Below are 16,850 nucleotides of genomic sequence, written 5' to 3' on the forward strand. Positions count from 1 at the left end.
CAAGGCTTGAATATTGGCGTAAGGATGCCGGATGGAAGCGGAAAGGGACGTGACGCATCTGCTCCGTTCGGACGGTTGGTCACGCGTTTCGCGGGATGCGGCGCTCAACTCTCGACGGTCGCTGGAGTAGCCGTCGTTCGTTGTGCCGCGCTGGATTCAAGACGCGATGCCGGCACTTGGCGAAACACCCAGAGCGCGAGCAGCCCAAGGGATGCGACCATCCACAGCAGGAAAAAAGCGAAGGCCATCATGTCCAATCCCCGAGAACGATAGGTAACGCTTGGGCTGCCACCCGCGCTGTCCGATAAGTAGGGATACCATTTAGCGATAATCGTGCCAAAGCACCGGCGTAATGCGCCAGGGCCTTGTCGGATAAGGAAAGTGACCGATCGTACAGAGCGGCAAGGCAAGCGAATTGCTTCTGCATTGCCGGAAAATGTTTCAGAGTTGTTACTTTTTTCGGTAATAGCGGCGCAGAATGCGACATCGACGCCGCATTCGAGCGTGGGGTTTCATTATTCAATGGCCATGGCCGCCACCGCCATGTCCACCGCCGCCTTGCCAACTGCCACCGCCGCCGTGCCATCCGCCGCCACCGCCGTGCCATCCACCGCCGCCGCCATGCCATCCGCCGCCATAGCCGCGTCCCCAGCAACATCCGCCGCCGCCCCAGTAGCCGAAGCCGATCGACACCGACGGATAACCGTAGCCGTAGTAACCGGGGTAAGCAGCATATGCGGGATAAGCGGCGTAAGCGGGATAAGGTGCGTACGCGTAAGGATAGGGATAAGCCGGCGCATACGGCGTGCTCGTATAGATCGTCGAGTAGTCGACTGTCGGCGCGGCCACTGCGTACTGAGCTTGCGACGGCGCGTTCGCGGCACTGACGCCCGAAGCACCTTGCGCCGGTAACGCGAACTCACGTTGCGTGTAGGCAGCGGGAACCGGCGGATAGTAATAAGCGGGGTAGTCGGGATACGGCAGGTAGCATCCGCCGAGAAGCAATCCGGCAGCAAGCGAAACGGCCGCTGCCCTGTAACCAAAGATGATGCGCGGGGAAATCATGATGCTGCTCCTTGCTTGCGACTTGCCGGACTCTACCTATGCGATTGCGAGGAAGGGTCCGTTAAGAAGGAGCTTACTCGATCGTTGCGGCGTGCGCGTCGCGCGTCCGCTAACAAGCCTCGGCGTGTATCAATCCTGAAACAGCCCTCGATCGAAGCGGCGGCAAGCATCGCTGCTTGCCGCATGAGATGACTGTGGATCGCCCGCTTACTTCCCGACTTGATTGCCGATAACCCCGCCTACTGCCGCGCCCCCCAACGTCGATAACGCGCTTCCGCCGATCACGGCCCCACCCGCGGCGCCAACACCAGCGCCAACAGCCGTATCGCGTTGACGCGTCGTCATGTTGTCGCAGGCCGTGAGTCCGGCGAGAAGGGAAACGACCACTGCTGCGGCGCCGATTTGTTTGATGATTTTCATGTCGACTCTCCAGAACGATTGATCAATGAAACGGCCGCGGCTTTGCCCACGCGTCCTGCCGTTCGATCACGATCTGGCTTTCATCGACGGACGCCGCAACGTTTTTTTCGCCGGTTCGTTCGTATACCAGCAGGAAAGATGCCCGAAACGGTGCACGCGCGCGCCATGCAAAAACGGCCTGCAAGGAAGCACAGGCCGTTGCGTACAGTCAGCGTTTGCTTCAGGTCGGCTGATAAATCTCCGCGCCCTTCTTCACGAACTCGATGGCCTTGGTCTGCATGCCCTTGGCGAGCGCATCGCTTTCGGAGACGCCTTGCTTGGCCGCGAAGTCGCGCACGTCCTGCGTGATCTTCATCGAGCAGAAGTGCGGGCCGCACATCGAGCAGAAATGCGCGACCTTGGCGGAATCCTTCGGCAAGGTTTCGTCGTGAAACTCGCGCGCCTTGTCGGGATCGAGGCCGAGGTTGAACTGGTCTTCCCAGCGAAACTCGAAGCGTGCCTTGGATAGCGCGTTGTCGCGCACCTGCGCGCCCGGATGACCCTTCGCCAGATCGGCCGCGTGCGCCGCGAGCTTGTACGTGATGATGCCGGTCTTCACGTCGTCCTTGTTCGGAAGTCCGAGATGCTCCTTCGGCGTGACGTAGCAAAGCATGGCGGTGCCGAACCAGCCGATCATCGCCGCGCCGATGCCCGAGGTGATGTGATCGTAGCCCGGCGCGATGTCGGTGGTGAGCGGCCCGAGCGTGTAGAAGGGCGCCTCGTCGCACCATTCCAGCTGCAGGTCCATGTTCTCCTTGATGAGCTGCATCGGCACATGGCCGGGGCCTTCGATCATCACTTGCACGTCGTGCTTCCACGCGATCTGCGTGAGTTCGCCGAGCGTCTTCAGTTCACCGAGCTGGGCTTCGTCGTTCGCGTCGTAGATGGAGCCGGGACGTAGGCCGTCGCCGAGCGAGAACGAGACGTCGTACTGCTTCATGATCTCGCAGATGTCTTCGAAGTGCTCGTAGATGAAGCTTTCCCGATGATGCGCGAGACACCATTTCGCCATGATCGAGCCGCCGCGCGAGACGATACCCGTCATGCGGTTGGCCGTCAGCGGCACGTATTGCAGGCGCACGCCCGCGTGAATGGTGAAGTAATCGACGCCTTGCTCGGCTTGCTCGACGAGCGTGTCGCGAAAGATTTCCCAAGTCAGGTCTTCGGCCTTGCCGTTGACCTTCTCGAGCGCCTGATAGATCGGCACCGTGCCGATCGGCACCGGCGAATTGCGGATGATCCACTCGCGCGTCTCGTGAATATGCTTGCCCGTGGACAAGTCCATCACCGTGTCGCCGCCCCAGCGGATCGCCCAGGTCATCTTGTCGACTTCCTCGCCGATCGACGAACTCACCGCCGAATTGCCGATGTTCGCGTTGATCTTCACGAGGAAGTTGCGCCCGATGATCATCGGCTCGCTTTCCGGGTGATTGATGTTCGCGGGGATGATCGCGCGGCCGCGCGCCACTTCATCGCGTACGAACTCGGGCGTGATGGCCTTCAGGGCGTCCTTGTCGAACGGCACCGCGCCGAACGACTGGCCGGGATGCTGACGGCCCATCATCGCGGCGAGTTTTTCGCCGTTCGGACCGCTCGTCTTGAGGCTTTCGAGGTATTCGGCGCGGCGCTGATTCTCGCGAATGGCGATGTATTCCATCTCCGGCGTGACGATGCCCTCCCGCGCGTAATGCATCTGCGACACGTTCTTGCCGGGCGTCGCGCGTCGCGGATGACGATGCAGATCCGGGAAGCGCAGCTCGGCCGTTTTCGGATCGGCGGCGCGCTCGCGGCCGAATTCGCTCGAAAGACCCGCGAGTTCCTCGGTGTCGCCGCGCGCTTCGATCCAGCCGGCGCGCAACGCGGGCAAACCGGAGCGGATGTCGATCTTCGCGTCCGGATCGGAGTAGGGGCCGGACGTGTCGTACACGTACACCGGCGGATTCTTTTCGCCGCCGAAACTGTCGGGCGTGTCGGACTGCGTGATCTCGCGCATCGGCACGCGGATGTCGGGCGTCGAACCCGTCACGTAGACCTTGCGCGAGTTGGGCAGCGGCGCGATGGCGGCTGCATCGACGATGGCGTTTTCGGACAGGAACTTGGGATTCGCATTCATGTGCTGTTTCTCCTTTTCAGTCGCAGGGACGGTAATTGACAGCGAGCACGCGGGCGATCGAATGAACAACGAACAAACGAACGCCGGCGAGCTCGGCTGATTCAGGAGCTAGACAGGGAAGAACGAGATGGAAAGGTGCGGGCCCGAGAAGACGTGGCGCGTGAGAGAGATACCGTGCGCCGAGGCCCGAACGCTTCCCTGCGCTGGCATTATCCAGATCAGGTTCAAAGGGTATTTCTCACCCACATTGCACGGGCCATTCAGTCGACGCAGCCGGACGAATCGCGATGTGCAACGCAGGACCCCCGCGTTAGCAGGCGTCACCATACATCGTGGCGTGGCATCTTGGCAACCGTTCGCGAAGTTTGCGCTGAAGCGCAGGCGCTTACTGCATAATGGCGAGCGCGCGATTTTCGGTACTTACCCGGATGTCGTCAGCAGTCGCCCCGCCTGTCGCTTCCGCACTTCTTTCGCTCCGTCATGCCGTCCATCGTCAGTCCCGCCTCGTTCGTCACCTGGCGCGCGCGTTCTTCAAGCTCATGCCCCGTTCGGTCGATTGGCGGCAGTCCCCATTGCAAGTCTCTTGCCCCGATCCGGGCGCGCTTCGCGGAGTAATGCATGTCTGCCGTACCTCCGCGTCTGCCGCTCGGTTTTCCCGACCGCTTTCCGTTTCGCGCTCCTCGCAGCCTCAAGGGACGCGTCGCGCTCGCGTTGGCCGTCGTTTATCTCGTGTGGGGATCGACGTATCTCGGCATTCACCTGGCGCTCGAATCGTTTCCGCCGCTCATGCTCGGCGGCCTGCGTAACCTGTGCGCTGGCGTCGGTCTCTTCGCGATTGCCGTGCATCGCAAGGCGGTGTGGCCGACGGCGCGTGAAGTACGGAATGCAGCGATCGTCGGGACTTTGCTCGAAGGTTTGTCGAGCGGGATGATGGCTTACGGCATGCGCACGGTGGGAACCGGCACGGCTGCCGTGATGGTGGCTACCGTGCCGCTCTTCGCGACGATCTTCACCGCGCTTGCCGGGCGCAGTGTGGCGAAGGGCGAATGGTTTGCGGTGGCGCTGGGTGTCTTGGGTATCGCGTTGCTCAATCATGGCGATCCCTCGCCGAGCTCGACCGTCGGCACGCTTGCCATCTTGTGCGCGGCAATTTTTTGGGCGGGCGGGGCGCATCTGGCAAGCCGTCTTTCGCAGCCTTCCGATCTGCTGATGTCGACTGCGTTGCAGATCGGGCTTGGCGGGCTTATCGCGACTGTCATCGCGTTCGTGTCAGGCGAGCGCCTTGGCCCAGTGAGCATGGGCGCGGGGTTTTCGTTCTTGTATCTCGTCGTGATCGGATCGATGGCCGCGTATGTCGCTTATAACTTCCTCATTCGGAACACGAGCACGATTGTCGCGACGAGTTGTCTTTACGTGAATCCGGTCGTCGCGGTTTTATTGGGCGCTTTGTTGCTCGGGGAAATCATCACGCAGTGGACGGTTGTTGCCACGGTCGTGATTTTGATGAGCGTTGCGTTGTCGTTTTGGTTTGATTATCGGCGGCGGGGGTTGATTTGAGCTGCGCGCCTTCCGCCTTTCCTTTTGTAAAAACCTCCTCCGCGCGCTGCATTCGCTCCTATCCGGCGCCGCTTTGATCGGCCTTCCAGCTCGGCCCGAGCAATTCCTCTAACGAATAACAAATCCTTGCGGCGCAAGGCTCCCCGTCATATCGGCCGCCTCTGCGCACCGATGCAGGGCATGCGCATTGCTCAATGCCGTCACCCTCGAACGACAGTTTCATCGGCATGACACGAAAGCCTGTCGTTCAAGGGAATAGAAGCAAAAGAGAGAAGGGGTCTTCCGAGGCGCGCCGGGCAATACGCATGATCACTTAAGCGTGATGCTCGCAGCGCGGACCGGACAACAAAATCAATGATTAAAGCTAAGGAAGGTGGAAACATGAAGCTCATCCGCACAGTCACCGCGCTTGCCGCTGTCGCCTCGCTCCTGTCCGCTTGTGGCGGCTCCGACGACGTAGGCAAGGAACTCGGACTCACGAATCCAGAAGTCCACTTCATCCACGCGATCCCGAGTGCCCCCAACGTCGACTTCTACGACAACGGCAAGGTGCTGCAAGCGAATCTCGGCTACCAGACGGTGACGAACTTCGCAAACATCGATACGGGCCAGCAGAACTTCTCCTACGCCGCCGTCAACACGACGACGCAACTCGCGACCGACACGAGCATCTCGAATGCCGCCAAGGGTCACGAGTACACGGTGATCGCGCTGCCTGACGCGGGTTTCCTGCCGTCCATCGCCGTGATCGACGATCCGTTCGACAAGGGCCTGCTCTCGAACAGCGCGCGGGTGCGCGGCTTCAATGCGTCGGCGAATGCGCAGACTCTCGATCTGTATCTGGTCGCACCGGGGACGAACATCGCGACCGTCAATCCGACGATGGCGGGCGTCGGCTTTAAGAACGCCGTGCCGGCAACGACGCAAGACTCGCTCTACGTCAACGGCGGGACGTATCAGCTGGTCGCGACGCTGCCGGGTTCGAAGACGCCGGTGTATGCGTCGGCATCGTTCAATCTGAGCAACAACGCCGATTGGCTCGTGACGACGCTGCCTTCAGGCAACGCGCTGTCGCAAGTGATCCCGAACAAGATTCGCGTGCTCGTTGCACAGGGCGGCAATACCACGACGCCTGCAATCGAGTTGCCGGACACGCTGTAAGTTGAAGCGCCCGGGTAACAGGGCGCAGACATCGACGAACCCCACGCTGCCGCATGCGTGGGGTTTTTTCGTTCGACGAGGAGCGGGTTTATGACCCTCGCAGACATCCGGCCGCCTACCTAGGTGCGAACGTCGCCGATCACGCGAGGCAAGCAAGCCTCAGGCGCCACGCATCCACGCTCTCTCACGTACTAAAGACAAACGAAAAAAATCCCGCCAAAAAACATGACGGGACGACAGAAAAACAGCACGAGACATCAACGCGATGAGCGCCTGGCTCACCGCGCCGCGGCCAATTTACTTATGCTCTTCGGCCGAATTCGAAATAGCCTGACCGCCCTTCGAGATATCCTGGCCCGCGCCCGACATGGTATTGCAGCCCGCGAGCGCGGCGGTGCCGGCGATCAGCAGCAAAGCGATGATTCGAGTCATGTGTGTTCCCCTTGAATTAGAAATTCGGGTAGCCCTTCGAGGCTTCCGTTGTGATCAATCATAAAAAAGCGGCGTAGTCGACGCTGTAGGCGCGCACGGGTTTTTGGTGTCGGCCGTCTCTGCTATTGGCGTAAGTATCGTCCTACGTAATCAAGCAAGCGGAACGGCCGCCGGCGTGCTTGCATCGATGAACGTGCCCGCGCTGCGCTCGCGTGGCATCGACACGCTGATGCGCGTGCCATGCGGCGCCACGCGTTCGATCTCGAAGCGCCCGCCGCGCGCCGACACGCGCTGACGCATGCCGACCAGTCCGTGCGTCTGCGTGCGCTTCAAATCCTGCGGACGGATGCCGATGCCGTCATCCGCGATAGCGAGCGCAACGTCGTCACCATCGAGCGCGAGCGCGATTTCGATGCGGTTCGCGCGCGCGTATTTCGCCGCGTTCGTGAGCGTCTCCTGCGCCACCCGAAAGAGCGCGATCTCGATAGCCTCGCCGAGCTTTACATCGTCGCCGGGAAGATCGAATTCGACGCTCCAGCCGTTGCGTTGCGCGGCTTCATCGGCGAGCGAGCGCAGCGCGGTCACGAGACCGAAGTTGGCAAGCACGGTCGGCCGCATGTCTTCGATAATTCGCCGCTTGAGCGCAATTCCCTGGTCCAGATTGCCGATGGCGCGCGCGAGCTTGTCGGACATGGCGGGTTCGCTCGTCCTGAGCTTGCCGCGCACCCACGCGACATCCATCTTGCTCGCGGTAAGAATGGAGCCGAGTTCGTCGTGCAGTTCGCGCGCAAGTTCGGTCTTTTCGTTTTCGCTCACGGATTGCAAATGCCACGCGAGCGCTTCGAGCTGACGCGTGCGTTCGAACACGAGCCGGTCGAGTTCCTCCTGCTGCGTAATGAGCTTCTTCTGCACGCGGTCCTGCTTGTCCAACTGGATACCGAGATTGCGGAACAGCAGCAGGAACAGGACGATGTTGAGCGCGCACAACGCGCCGACGCACAGCGTGGAAATGCGCTGATCGGCGCGGCTTGCATCGAGCGCGTGCTGCGCGCGTTGCTCTTCGTTCAGCCGCAGGAGGGCGAGCGCGGCATCGAGCGTGGCGCTGGTGTCGGGCGACGGCGTCGCTACGACGCGTGCGCGCATTTCCGCATCCGCGGGCGTCTTCGACAGATCGGCGAGATGCGCCTCGCCTTGCGCGATGTTCTCGTCGGCGGCCGCGCGAATCTGCGCGAAGCTCGCAAGCGCGGCGTCATCGCCGATGCGGCGGTAATAGCTATCGAGCGATGTCAACGCGCGGCGCACGCGCCCGGCCGTTTGCGCGAAGTGGCTCTTGTAGGTGTCGTCGGCGGCGAGCGCGAAACCGCGTTCCTCGGCGCTGAGCGTGGCGATATCGGCCGCCAGCGACGATAACTGCGCGGTGGCGCTTTTTGCATCGAGCGCGGTCTCGTACTCGGCCGCGATGCGCATGCGCCCCGATTCCAGAATCACGAGCCCGCCGACGGTAATGACGATAGCCACCGTCATCGCGACCGCCCAGCTATAGCGATGCATCCATTCGTTGATACGCGTTGCGCGCCGGGCGAGTCCCTGTGGAGTTTCAGATGCTGCCGGCGCGGCGTCTTTTAGAACGTGGCTCATGGTGTGTTTCTGCGGTTCCGGCGGGCGTCGTGAGCCACGCCGGCAAAGCCGTTTGAAAGCGGATGTCGGTGGATTCCCACAGCAAAAAAGGAGCCAGCCCGGATGCGCACGCCCAAAGGCCCGGCTAGCATGGGTTCGTCATCATTTTTCAATCATTCCAACGGGGAACGATCATGCTGAAGTGGGCATTATTTTTCGCGATCGTGGCCGTGATCGCCGGTCTTCTCGGGTTCACGGGCGTGGCAGCGGGCGCTGCGACCATCGCCAAATTCTTGTTCGTGCTGTTCCTGATTCTGTGCGTCGTGTTCCTGGTGCTCGGTTTCGTCGTCACCAAGAAAATAGTCGATTAGCGACCAACTCACTCGCGCCCGAACCTGAATCAGACCATCAAAAGCAAGTCAGGGGGATTCCATGCTTCATTACGCTGCCGTTTTCTTCGTCATCGCGATAATCGCGGCCGTGTTCGGCTTTACCGGCATTGCCGCGGGCGCCGCGGAAATCGCCAAGATCCTTTTCTACATTTTCCTGGTGGTGTTCGTCGTCACGTTGCTGCTGGGCGTGTTTCGAACCTGACGTACGCCTGAAAGCCTTGCTGCACCGGGCCGCTCGCGCGGCCCGCGCCTTTTGCGAGGCATTGGTGGGAGCAGGCATGGCGCGTGCATCGGAGTTTTTGATTGGATAGCAGGGCCCTATGAACGAAGCGGCACGCGTAGGCCTGCTCCAGCGAACGTCTTTCATCAAATATCAAGGAGCGAACCAAATGTCCAAATCGTCTGCTGTACAAGCCGCGCCGACTCAATCGCGGGACGCATTTGTCCTCGACGTGGAAAAGATCCGCGCCGATGCGCGCACGCACATGGACGAGGGCCCGGTCACGCCGAGCTACGGCGCCGACCGCGAAGTCGTGCTAAAGCTGCTGAACGACTCGCTCGCGACGGAAATCGTCTGCACGCTGCGCTACAAGCGTCACTATTTCATGGCCAAGGGCATTCATTCTGAAGCTGTGGCGGCAGAGTTTCTCGAACACGCCAACGAGGAACAGGAACACGCCGATACGCTCGCGGAGCGCATCGTCCAACTGGGCGGGGCGCCGAACTTCGCACCCGACAGCCTGAAGTCGCGCTCGCATTCCGAGTACAAGGAAGGCTCGGACCTGATCGACATGATCCGCGAGAATCTGATCGCCGAGCGGATTGCGATCGATACGTATCGGGAGATCATTCGCTATCTCGGCGACAAGGATGTCACCACGCGCCGTATCTTCGAAGACATTCTGGCGGTGGAAGAAGAGCACGCCGACGACATGGCCGATCTGCTGGAAGGCCGTAACGGCTAAATAGCAGGGCATGCCGGCATGACGTCACGCGATGCGCGGAACTCGTCCGAGACCGCGCATCTTTTGCGTGGGCGCATGCGTACAATGGCGGCTCATCCCTGATTTCAAGCGCGAATGATCCGAGTCCTGATAGCCGACGACCATGCGATCGTACGCAGCGGTTTCAAGCAGTTCGTCGCGGACGAGCCCGATATGGAAGTGGCGGCGGAAGCCTCCACTGGCGACGAAACCATCGCGCACGTGCGCGTTCAGGCGTTCGACGTGGTGTTGCTCGACATCGCGATGCCCGACAAGAACGGCGTCGATACCTTGCGTGTCATCAAGCAGATTCGTCCGGAGCAGGGCGTGCTGATGCTGTCGGGCTATCCCGAGAGTCAGTACGCGATCAACTTGTTGAAGGCGGGCGCGAACGGTTATCTGAACAAGGACGCGGCGCCGGAGGAAATCGTCCGGGCGATTCGCACGGTGGCGCGCGGGCATCGGTATCTGTCGGAATTCATCGCCGACGCGCTCGCCGACAAGCTCGACAAGCCTGCCGCCGAACGCCCGCACGAGGCGTTGTCCGAGCGCGAGTTTCAGGTCTTCTGCAAGCTCGCGGCGGGGCGTATTCCGACTGAGATCGCGGAAGAACTGCATCTGTCGGTGAAGACGGTGAGCACGTACCGCGCGCGCGTGCTCGAAAAAATGAGGCTGGCGAACAACGCGGATCTCACGTACTACGCAATCAAGAACGGCCTGATCGAATAGCGCGACGCGCAGTCGGACAGCAAGCTGAACCGGAGGGCGCCCGAAGTGGGCAAGCACATCATCACCGACGACCGTGCGCAGCAACGCGAAGCGCGCGACACGCCGCTCGCGGTGCTGCTTATCGAGGATTCGCCGCTGATCCGGCGCAGCCTGACTGAAGCCATCGACGCGCTCGGTCCGTGGCGCGTGACCGCGTTCGCCGAGGCTCCAGACGAAGCCATCGCGCTCTTGTCGTCGCATCGGTTCCATGCGGTGATCATCGACTTGCAACTCAGGCACGGCTCGGGCATCGAGGTACTGGCGTGGTTGCAGGAGAGCGGCAAGGCATCCATACACGACGAGGCCTTTGTCGCGGTGCTCACCAATCACGCGTTGCCGACGTATCGCGAGCGCTGCCAGCAATATGGCGTGCGCCATTTCTTCGATAAATCGCTGGAGTTCGATCGGGTGCTGGATGCGCTTTGCCGGCACGCGCGGCAAAGACAAGGTGAGCGCGGTTAGCGATCCCCGCCGCCGGAGCCCGCCAACGAATCTGCCGCTTCCCGCCCGCGCCAGTGACTGAACGCCGCCAGCGCCGTCGCAGCCAGCCCGACGACGCAAACGCCCGTCCATCCCATTGCGTGCCAGGCGAGCGAAGCCAGCGCCGATCCCAACGCCCCGCCAATAAAGTAAGCCACCATATAAACCGTATTCACGCGGCTGCGCGCCTCCGGCTTCAATGCGTAAATGCGCGACTGGTTGGATATCTGCGCGGCCTGCACGCCGATATCGAGCACGATCACGCCGATGACCAGCCCCGCGATGCTGCGCGCCGAAAACGCGAACACCACGAACGACAGCGCAACGAGCCCGATGGACAACGTGATCACCGCGCGCGGCCCGCGCCGGTCCGCCGACTTGCCTGCAAGCGGCGCCGCGAGCGCGCCCGCCGCGCCGACGATACCGAATAGTCCCGCGGCCTGCGGTCCCATGTGAAATGGCTCGCCCGCGAGCAGGAGTGTGAGCAGCGACCAAAACGCGCTGAATGCTGCAAAGAGCGCGCCGCCCGTGAGCGATGCTTCGCGAAGCCCGGGATTCTCGACAGCGAGATGCCACATCGACACGAGCAGCTTGCCGTAGGGCAAGGTAGACGTCGGACGGCTCTTTGGCAGCCGCGCAACGACGACGACCGCCAGCACGATCGTCGCGATCACGGAAGCGCCGAATACCGCGCGCCAGCCGAAGTATTCGGCGACGAAACCCGACACCGTCCGCGCGAGCAGGATGCCGAGCAATAGACCGCTCATCACCGTGCCGACGGCATGACCGCGCTCGGCGGCTGGCGCGAGTTCAGCGGCGAACGGCACGGCTTGTTGCGCGATGGTCGCGACGACGCCAATGGCAAGACTCGCGGCGATCAGCACGGCGAGCGTCGGCGCGACGCACGCCACCACGAGCGCCACGCCGAGCGCGGCCAGTTGGAGCAGGATCAGAAGCCGCCGGTCGAAGCGATCGCCGAGCGGCGCCAGCACGAGCATGCCAAGCGCGTAGCCGAGTTGCGTCGCGGCGGGCACCGCGCCGATCAGATACGCGCTGCCGGGAAACGAGCCACGGAAATCGCCCAGCAGCGGCTGATTGAAGTAGATGTTGGCGACCGATACGCCCGCGATGGTCGCAAGCAGCCAGAGCGTAGCGCGCGAATAGTGCTGATGATGACTCGAGGAATCGGACGAAGCGGTCATGGTTGCCTTGAGTTGAGCGCGAGAACGGCGGCGAGCCGCCGTGGAGATGCGCGCTTCCGGTCGCCCGCCTTACTGCGCGGCATCGTCCGTGGGCTGCGGCTTCTTCACGAGCCTGGCGGGCGCGAGCCATTGAAAGCCGGTCAGCGTGTTCTCGGCGAACGTGCATTCGGCGGCGGCGGGCGTCTGGACGATTTTCGTGGCGGGCGGCTTGGGCTGCGTCGGGAATTCGCCGCGCACGACGACGCGCGAACCGTGGTAGCTCGCGCCCGATCCGGTGAGCTTCAGTGGCGCGCTTGCGGCGTCGGGATACTCGGCGCGCACGCGGTCCTTGCACGTTTCGACGTTGCGGTAATACGAAGTGCAGCCGGACAAAAGCACGAGCGGAAGGCAGACCAGCAAGAGGAGGCGGGAACGGGTAATCATTGGTGAACAGGGTGAATGCTCGGCCGCGCGAGGGCGCATCGGAGCGAAATCAGGGGATGGCGAGCTTTATAACATGCGGGCGCGGCTTGCGTGACCGCATTGGCGTCGTGCTGGCTGGCGTGCTTGCCTGTCGTGCATGCGGCGCGCGGCGGTAGCACAATCGGCGGATAGCGTTTCGTTTTGTGGAGGCCATCGTCATGCGCAAAGATATCGAAGCCGGCGAATATCTGCTGGCGCTCAACGCGGAAGAAAGCGAAAACGAGTCCGGCGCGGGCTATGCGGTTCGTGTGCGGGTGGCGCGCATCGACGGAAAAGCGGTGCACGGCTCGCGGTTGGTCGATGATTCCGGCGAGATGATCGGCCCGCACGGTCCGTTCGAGACGATAGCCGGAGCCCTCGCGCATGGCGAGGCGTGGGGGCGCCACTACATCGCGCGCGTATTGGCGCACGGGTTGTAACGGCGGGTGGCGGCGCAGGGAGGGATGTCATCCCCGCGAGGCGAGGGTGCGCGCGCGAATTATCGGTCGCTAGACTTGGCCTTACCGCTCGGTCCTGCGCCGATCGGCTCAAGCCAGTTTGCGGAGATTGCCATGACGCCCGTTGCGCTTTACGTCACGCCGAACTATATCGCCTCGGTTCGCCGGGGAAGAGGACGTGAATGTTTTGGAGGCACCGTGAGGTTTATCGGTGTGGATGCGTTGCCGTTCGATATCGAGCATCTCTGCCTGCTCGACCGCGAAACGCCGATCGAAGCCTTGTTCGATGCAGTGAGGGATGCAGAACGCTTGTTGAATGCGGTGTGATCCGCAGTGTCGATGAAGCAGGCAGGCGAAGGAAAGCGCAACGGGGTAGATCCCGCAAGCGGGGCGCGGTCTCGGCCCGCAGCGCTCTCACCCGCGTGGTGGTTTCAATTGTGTTCGTGGTCGTTCAAGTCTGAACGGAAACAGCGCGCGCCGCGATAAAAGACGTCTGGCTTTATGCTGTCGATTCAGCGTGAAACCATGGGCGAGTGGTACCGGGGACCGGACTTGAACCGGCAAGCCGTTAGGCGGCGGATTTTAAGTCCGCTATGTTTACCAATTTCATCACCCCGGCAGAGGGCGGACGCGAATTCTACCACTGCCATGCAGCGCGCCAAAACAGCGCGACGACAGCAAGTGAATGGCCCGCGCTCCGAGCGCATATCGACGAGAAAACATGACCCTCATCGGCCTCATCTCCGACACGCACAATCTCGTTCGCCCCGAAGCGCTCGAGGCCCTGCGCGGCTCTGCACACATCATCCACGCCGGCGACATCTGCAAGCGCGAAGTGCTCGATACGCTGGCGCAACTGGCTGCGCTGACCGTCGTGCGCGGCAATAACGATATCGGCGACGATGTCGCGATGTTGCCCGAGCACGCGCGCATCGACTTGGCGGGCGCGACGATTCACGTCGTGCACGATATCGCCGATGTGCCGAAAGCACTCGATGGCGTCCATGTCGTCGTGACCGGGCATTCGCACAAGCCGCTCGTCGAGAAGCGCAATGGCGTGCTGTTCGTGAATCCGGGTAGCGCGGGGCCGCGCAGGTTCAAGTTGCCGATCACGGTCGGTCTGCTCGAAATCGGCGAGACGGGTGACTCTGAGGACACGGACATAAAGGCGCGCATCGTTACGCTCATCGATTAAAAAAAGCCGGCGCTCTTGCAAGCGTCGGCTTTTGTTCTAACGACTCAACCTCGATGCTCAAGCCCGAACGGTATTCTCGGGAAACGAGCCATCCATCTCTGCTGCCTCGCGATGACCGCGCAGAATCGCATGCGCTTCCGAATGCGATGCCACCGCGGGCGGCGAGCCCTTCAGCGGCTTTTTGGCCGTCTCGCGCAGCGCGAGCACCGAAACGATGCCGATGATCGACGCGCCCATCAGATAGTACGCGGGCATCATCAGATTGCCGGTCTTGTCGACGAGCCACGCCGTCACGAGCGGCGTCGTGCCGCCGAACAGCGACACCGACACGTTGAAGCCGATGGCGAGCGCGCCATAACGAATCTTCGTCGGGAACAGCGCCGGCAGCGACGACGGCATCACGCCCGTGAAACACGACAGAAGCGCACCGAGAATCATCATGCCCGCGAAGATCGAAGGCACGGTGCCGAGGCGGATCAGCGAGAGCGCCGGGATCGACAGCAGCAATAAGCCGACGCAACCCGCGAGCATCACCGGTTTGCGGCCGATCGTATCCGACAGACGGCCCGCGAACAGCGTGAGCGGCATCATCAGCACCATCACGACGAGCACGATGAAAAGGCCATGTGTCTCGTTGAACTTGAGCGTCGCCGAGAGATAGCTCGGCAGATACGACAGCGCCATGTAGTCGGTCACGTTGAAAATGAGCACGAGGCCCACGCACTGCAAGAGCGGCTTCCATTGCTGCACGAGCGTTTCGCGAAACTGCTGCTTGGTCGTTTCGTGCGACACGGCTTCGGCCTTTTCCGCCTCGCGCTGGAACGCGGGCGTCTCTTCGAGCTTCATCCGGATATACAAGCCGATCAGCCCGAGCGGACCCGCGATCATGAACGGAATGCGCCAGCCCCAGCTGAGGAGCGCCTGTTCGGACAACGCGGCAGTCAACACCGCGACCACGCCTGCGCCGAGCACATAGCCCACGAGCGTGCCGAGTTCCAGGAAGCTCGACATGAAGCCGCGCTTCTTGTCCGGCGAGAATTCGGCAATGAACGTCGCCGCGCCGCCGTATTCCCCGCCCGTCGAAAAGCCTTGCAACAAACGCGCGGCGAGCAGCAGCACCGGCGCCATCACGCCGATGGTCGCGTAGCTCGGAATGAGACCGATACAGAAGGTGCCGACGGCCATCATGATCATGGTCATCGCGAGCACGCGCTTGCGGCCGATGCGGTCGCCGAGCGGACCGAACACCATGCCGCCGATCGGGCGCACGAGAAACGCGGCCGCGAACGTGCCGAAGGTGGCCAGCAACTGCGCGGCCGGACTGCTCGACGGAAAGAAGACCTTGCCGAGCGTCACGGCGATGTAGCTGTACACGCCGAAGTCGAACCATTCCATCGCGTTACCGATAGCCATGGCGCCGACCGCGCGCTTGAGAAGCGATTGATCGACGATGGTGATGTCGTCGAGCGTCATATCGGACGCCTGGTTCGATGCGCCTCGTTTGCGCCAGAGGCCGTCATGTGAAGCATTCATAGTGCGAGAGACTCCGTGTTCAACCCCGCGCGCGCGATGCCAGCGCCGGGTGCGCCGCTCCGAGGGCGGCGACTACTGCCGATATCGGCCGGAATAGTGCAGTTTCGCGACGGCGCCGCATGCGTACTTTCAGCCAATGGCCGAAAGCGATAGCTCCGCGCAGCCCTGAATGAAGTCAGCGCTGAAAAATGCGTAGCAAATGCGGTGCCGGTGCCTCGCGGAAGAAGTCGCGAAATTGCACTCGGGAAATAGCAAACGAATTTGACGTGCGGACGGCGAACTCAGCGAGTTGCCGCGGGTGGGCCGCGACGTCGGCGAAAAGCAAGGCTTGAAACGAAAAAGGCCGGCGCGACGTTTTGATGTCGCTCGAAAACCGACAAGCCTCTTTGTATGAAACTGTCACTGCCGCGTTCGGATTCAGGCTTTAAGCTCGAACTGACCGCGCGAATGATGGTGAATTGCTGTTGATAACGAGCAAGATGATAACACGATGACAGACGAAGCGCAAACCAGCCTGTCCGGGCGCTCTCTCGAAAACGCGCAATCCCTTGCTGGGCTTAGGATTACGCTTAGTCGAATTTGTCCTTAAGCGCTTGTTGAAAAGGACGAGCGCGCAACAAAAAACCGGCCACTCGGACCGGTTTTTTTGAGAGCCAATTAGGCTTAAGTTCAGCTTTGCGGCGGCACATATCCCGTCGCGGTGTCGGCGCCTTCGCCGAAGAAGTACTTCTCCGTTTGCTTGAGCAAGTACTGGCGCGCGCGCGGGTCGGCCATATTGAGCCGGTTTTCGTTGATCAGCATGGTTTGCTGCTTGAGCCAGCCCTGCCACGCTTCCTTCGACACGGTTTCATAGATGCGCTTGCCGAGTTCGCCCGGCAGCGGCGGAAAGTCGAGTCCTTCGGCTTCCTTGCCGAGCTTCGCACATTGGATCATTCGGGCCATCGTCTGTTTCTCCTATTGAGTAGCGGAGCGCGTGCGTTCGTGCGCACGGCGC

Annotated in this window: 20 protein-coding genes, 1 tRNA gene and 1 riboswitch; of the genes, 10 read left to right on the forward strand and 11 right to left on the reverse strand. The window is 61.8% G+C overall.

What is annotated here, in order from left to right; genetic code table 11:
- Positions 1-104: 104 nt before the first annotated feature.
- From NCT04_RS05610 to thiC, 4 genes are all read right to left on the reverse strand, one after another.
- Positions 105-251, reverse strand: coding sequence for a hypothetical protein (locus NCT04_RS05610; RefSeq protein WP_250464286.1), 147 nt, complete (start codon positions 249-251; stop codon positions 105-107).
- Positions 252-519: 268 nt separating this feature from the next.
- Positions 520-1,065, reverse strand: a complete 546-nt coding sequence (locus NCT04_RS05615; RefSeq protein ID WP_250464288.1) for a hypothetical protein — start codon at positions 1,063-1,065, stop codon at positions 520-522.
- A 207-nt stretch (positions 1,066-1,272) separates the two neighbouring features.
- Positions 1,273-1,485, reverse strand: a complete 213-nt coding sequence (locus tag NCT04_RS05620; protein ID WP_244827561.1) for a YMGG-like glycine zipper-containing protein — start codon at positions 1,483-1,485, stop codon at positions 1,273-1,275.
- Between the two features lie 220 nt (positions 1,486-1,705).
- A complete protein-coding gene (thiC, locus tag NCT04_RS05625; protein ID WP_250464290.1) occupies positions 1,706-3,637 on the reverse strand; it encodes a phosphomethylpyrimidine synthase ThiC in 1,932 nt (643 codons plus the stop codon).
- A 177-nt stretch (positions 3,638-3,814) separates the two neighbouring features.
- Positions 3,815-3,954, reverse strand: a riboswitch (TPP riboswitch).
- Positions 3,955-4,255: 301 nt separating this feature from the next.
- On the opposite strand from thiC, the gene NCT04_RS05630 reads away from it, so the two are divergent.
- Positions 4,256-5,194, forward strand: a complete 939-nt coding sequence (locus NCT04_RS05630) for an EamA family transporter (RefSeq protein ID WP_250464292.1) — start codon at positions 4,256-4,258, stop codon at positions 5,192-5,194.
- A gap of 381 nt (positions 5,195-5,575) precedes the next feature.
- Entirely contained in the window at positions 5,576-6,355 is a 780-nt protein-coding gene (locus tag NCT04_RS05635) for a DUF4397 domain-containing protein (protein ID WP_250464294.1), read from the forward strand.
- 297 nt (positions 6,356-6,652) lie between these two features.
- Here the strand turns inward: NCT04_RS05635 and NCT04_RS05640 are convergent, their stop codons facing one another.
- Both NCT04_RS05640 and NCT04_RS05645 read right to left on the reverse strand, forming a co-directional pair.
- Positions 6,653-6,787, reverse strand: coding sequence for an entericidin A/B family lipoprotein (locus NCT04_RS05640; protein ID WP_244827565.1), 135 nt, complete (start codon positions 6,785-6,787; stop codon positions 6,653-6,655).
- A 150-nt stretch (positions 6,788-6,937) separates the two neighbouring features.
- Complete coding sequence (locus NCT04_RS05645) at positions 6,938-8,425, reverse strand: sensor histidine kinase (protein WP_250464296.1); 1,488 nt, start codon at positions 8,423-8,425, stop codon at positions 6,938-6,940.
- 173 nt (positions 8,426-8,598) lie between these two features.
- Between NCT04_RS05645 and NCT04_RS05650 the strand changes: the two genes are divergently transcribed.
- From NCT04_RS05650 to NCT04_RS05670, 5 genes are all read left to right on the forward strand, one after another.
- A complete protein-coding gene (locus NCT04_RS05650) occupies positions 8,599-8,775 on the forward strand; it encodes a DUF1328 domain-containing protein (protein ID WP_132450940.1) in 177 nt (58 codons plus the stop codon).
- Positions 8,776-8,836: 61 nt separating this feature from the next.
- Entirely contained in the window at positions 8,837-8,998 is a 162-nt protein-coding gene (locus NCT04_RS05655) for a DUF1328 domain-containing protein (protein ID WP_040048814.1), read from the forward strand.
- 187 nt (positions 8,999-9,185) lie between these two features.
- Entirely contained in the window at positions 9,186-9,761 is a 576-nt protein-coding gene (locus NCT04_RS05660) for a ferritin-like domain-containing protein (protein WP_244827567.1), read from the forward strand.
- 114 nt (positions 9,762-9,875) lie between these two features.
- Entirely contained in the window at positions 9,876-10,508 is a 633-nt protein-coding gene (locus tag NCT04_RS05665; RefSeq protein WP_244827568.1) for a response regulator, read from the forward strand.
- Between the two features lie 45 nt (positions 10,509-10,553).
- Entirely contained in the window at positions 10,554-11,009 is a 456-nt protein-coding gene (locus NCT04_RS05670) for a response regulator (protein ID WP_250464298.1), read from the forward strand.
- Here NCT04_RS05670 and NCT04_RS05675 read toward each other — a convergent pair.
- Positions 11,006-12,229, reverse strand: a complete 1,224-nt coding sequence (locus NCT04_RS05675; RefSeq protein ID WP_244827570.1) for an MFS transporter — start codon at positions 12,227-12,229, stop codon at positions 11,006-11,008. The two genes, NCT04_RS05670 and NCT04_RS05675, sit on opposite strands and share 4 nt — an antisense overlap.
- A 69-nt stretch (positions 12,230-12,298) precedes the next feature.
- Positions 12,299-12,652, reverse strand: a complete 354-nt coding sequence (locus NCT04_RS05680; RefSeq protein ID WP_250464300.1) for a hypothetical protein — start codon at positions 12,650-12,652, stop codon at positions 12,299-12,301.
- A 182-nt stretch (positions 12,653-12,834) separates the two neighbouring features.
- On the opposite strand from NCT04_RS05680, the gene NCT04_RS05685 reads away from it, so the two are divergent.
- The gene (locus tag NCT04_RS05685; protein WP_244827572.1) at positions 12,835-13,110 is read left to right on the forward strand and encodes a hypothetical protein; all 276 of its coding nucleotides are present in this window, start codon (positions 12,835-12,837) and stop codon (positions 13,108-13,110) included.
- A gap of 132 nt (positions 13,111-13,242) precedes the next feature.
- Positions 13,243-13,455, forward strand: coding sequence for a hypothetical protein (locus tag NCT04_RS05690; protein ID WP_250464302.1), 213 nt, complete (start codon positions 13,243-13,245; stop codon positions 13,453-13,455).
- Between the two features lie 207 nt (positions 13,456-13,662).
- Here the strand turns inward: NCT04_RS05690 and NCT04_RS05695 are convergent.
- A tRNA-Leu gene (locus tag NCT04_RS05695) sits at positions 13,663-13,747 on the reverse strand.
- A 102-nt stretch (positions 13,748-13,849) separates the two neighbouring features.
- Here NCT04_RS05695 and NCT04_RS05700 point away from each other — a divergent pair.
- On the forward strand, positions 13,850-14,323 hold the full coding sequence (locus NCT04_RS05700; protein ID WP_250464304.1) for a metallophosphoesterase family protein: 474 nt from the start codon (positions 13,850-13,852) through the stop codon (positions 14,321-14,323).
- A 57-nt stretch (positions 14,324-14,380) separates the two neighbouring features.
- Here NCT04_RS05700 and proP read toward each other — a convergent pair whose 3' ends face one another.
- On the reverse strand, positions 14,381-15,856 hold the full coding sequence (gene proP, locus NCT04_RS05705; protein WP_244827575.1) for a glycine betaine/L-proline transporter ProP: 1,476 nt from the start codon (positions 15,854-15,856) through the stop codon (positions 14,381-14,383).
- Positions 15,857-16,525: 669 nt separating this feature from the next.
- On the reverse strand, positions 16,526-16,798 hold the full coding sequence (locus NCT04_RS05710) for an oxidative damage protection protein (RefSeq protein WP_244827576.1): 273 nt from the start codon (positions 16,796-16,798) through the stop codon (positions 16,526-16,528).
- Between the last annotated feature and the right edge of the window lie 52 nt (positions 16,799-16,850).

The sequence above is a fragment of the Caballeronia sp. GAFFF2 genome (genome assembly GCF_023631485.1).
Lineage (GTDB): Bacteria > Pseudomonadota > Gammaproteobacteria > Burkholderiales > Burkholderiaceae > Caballeronia.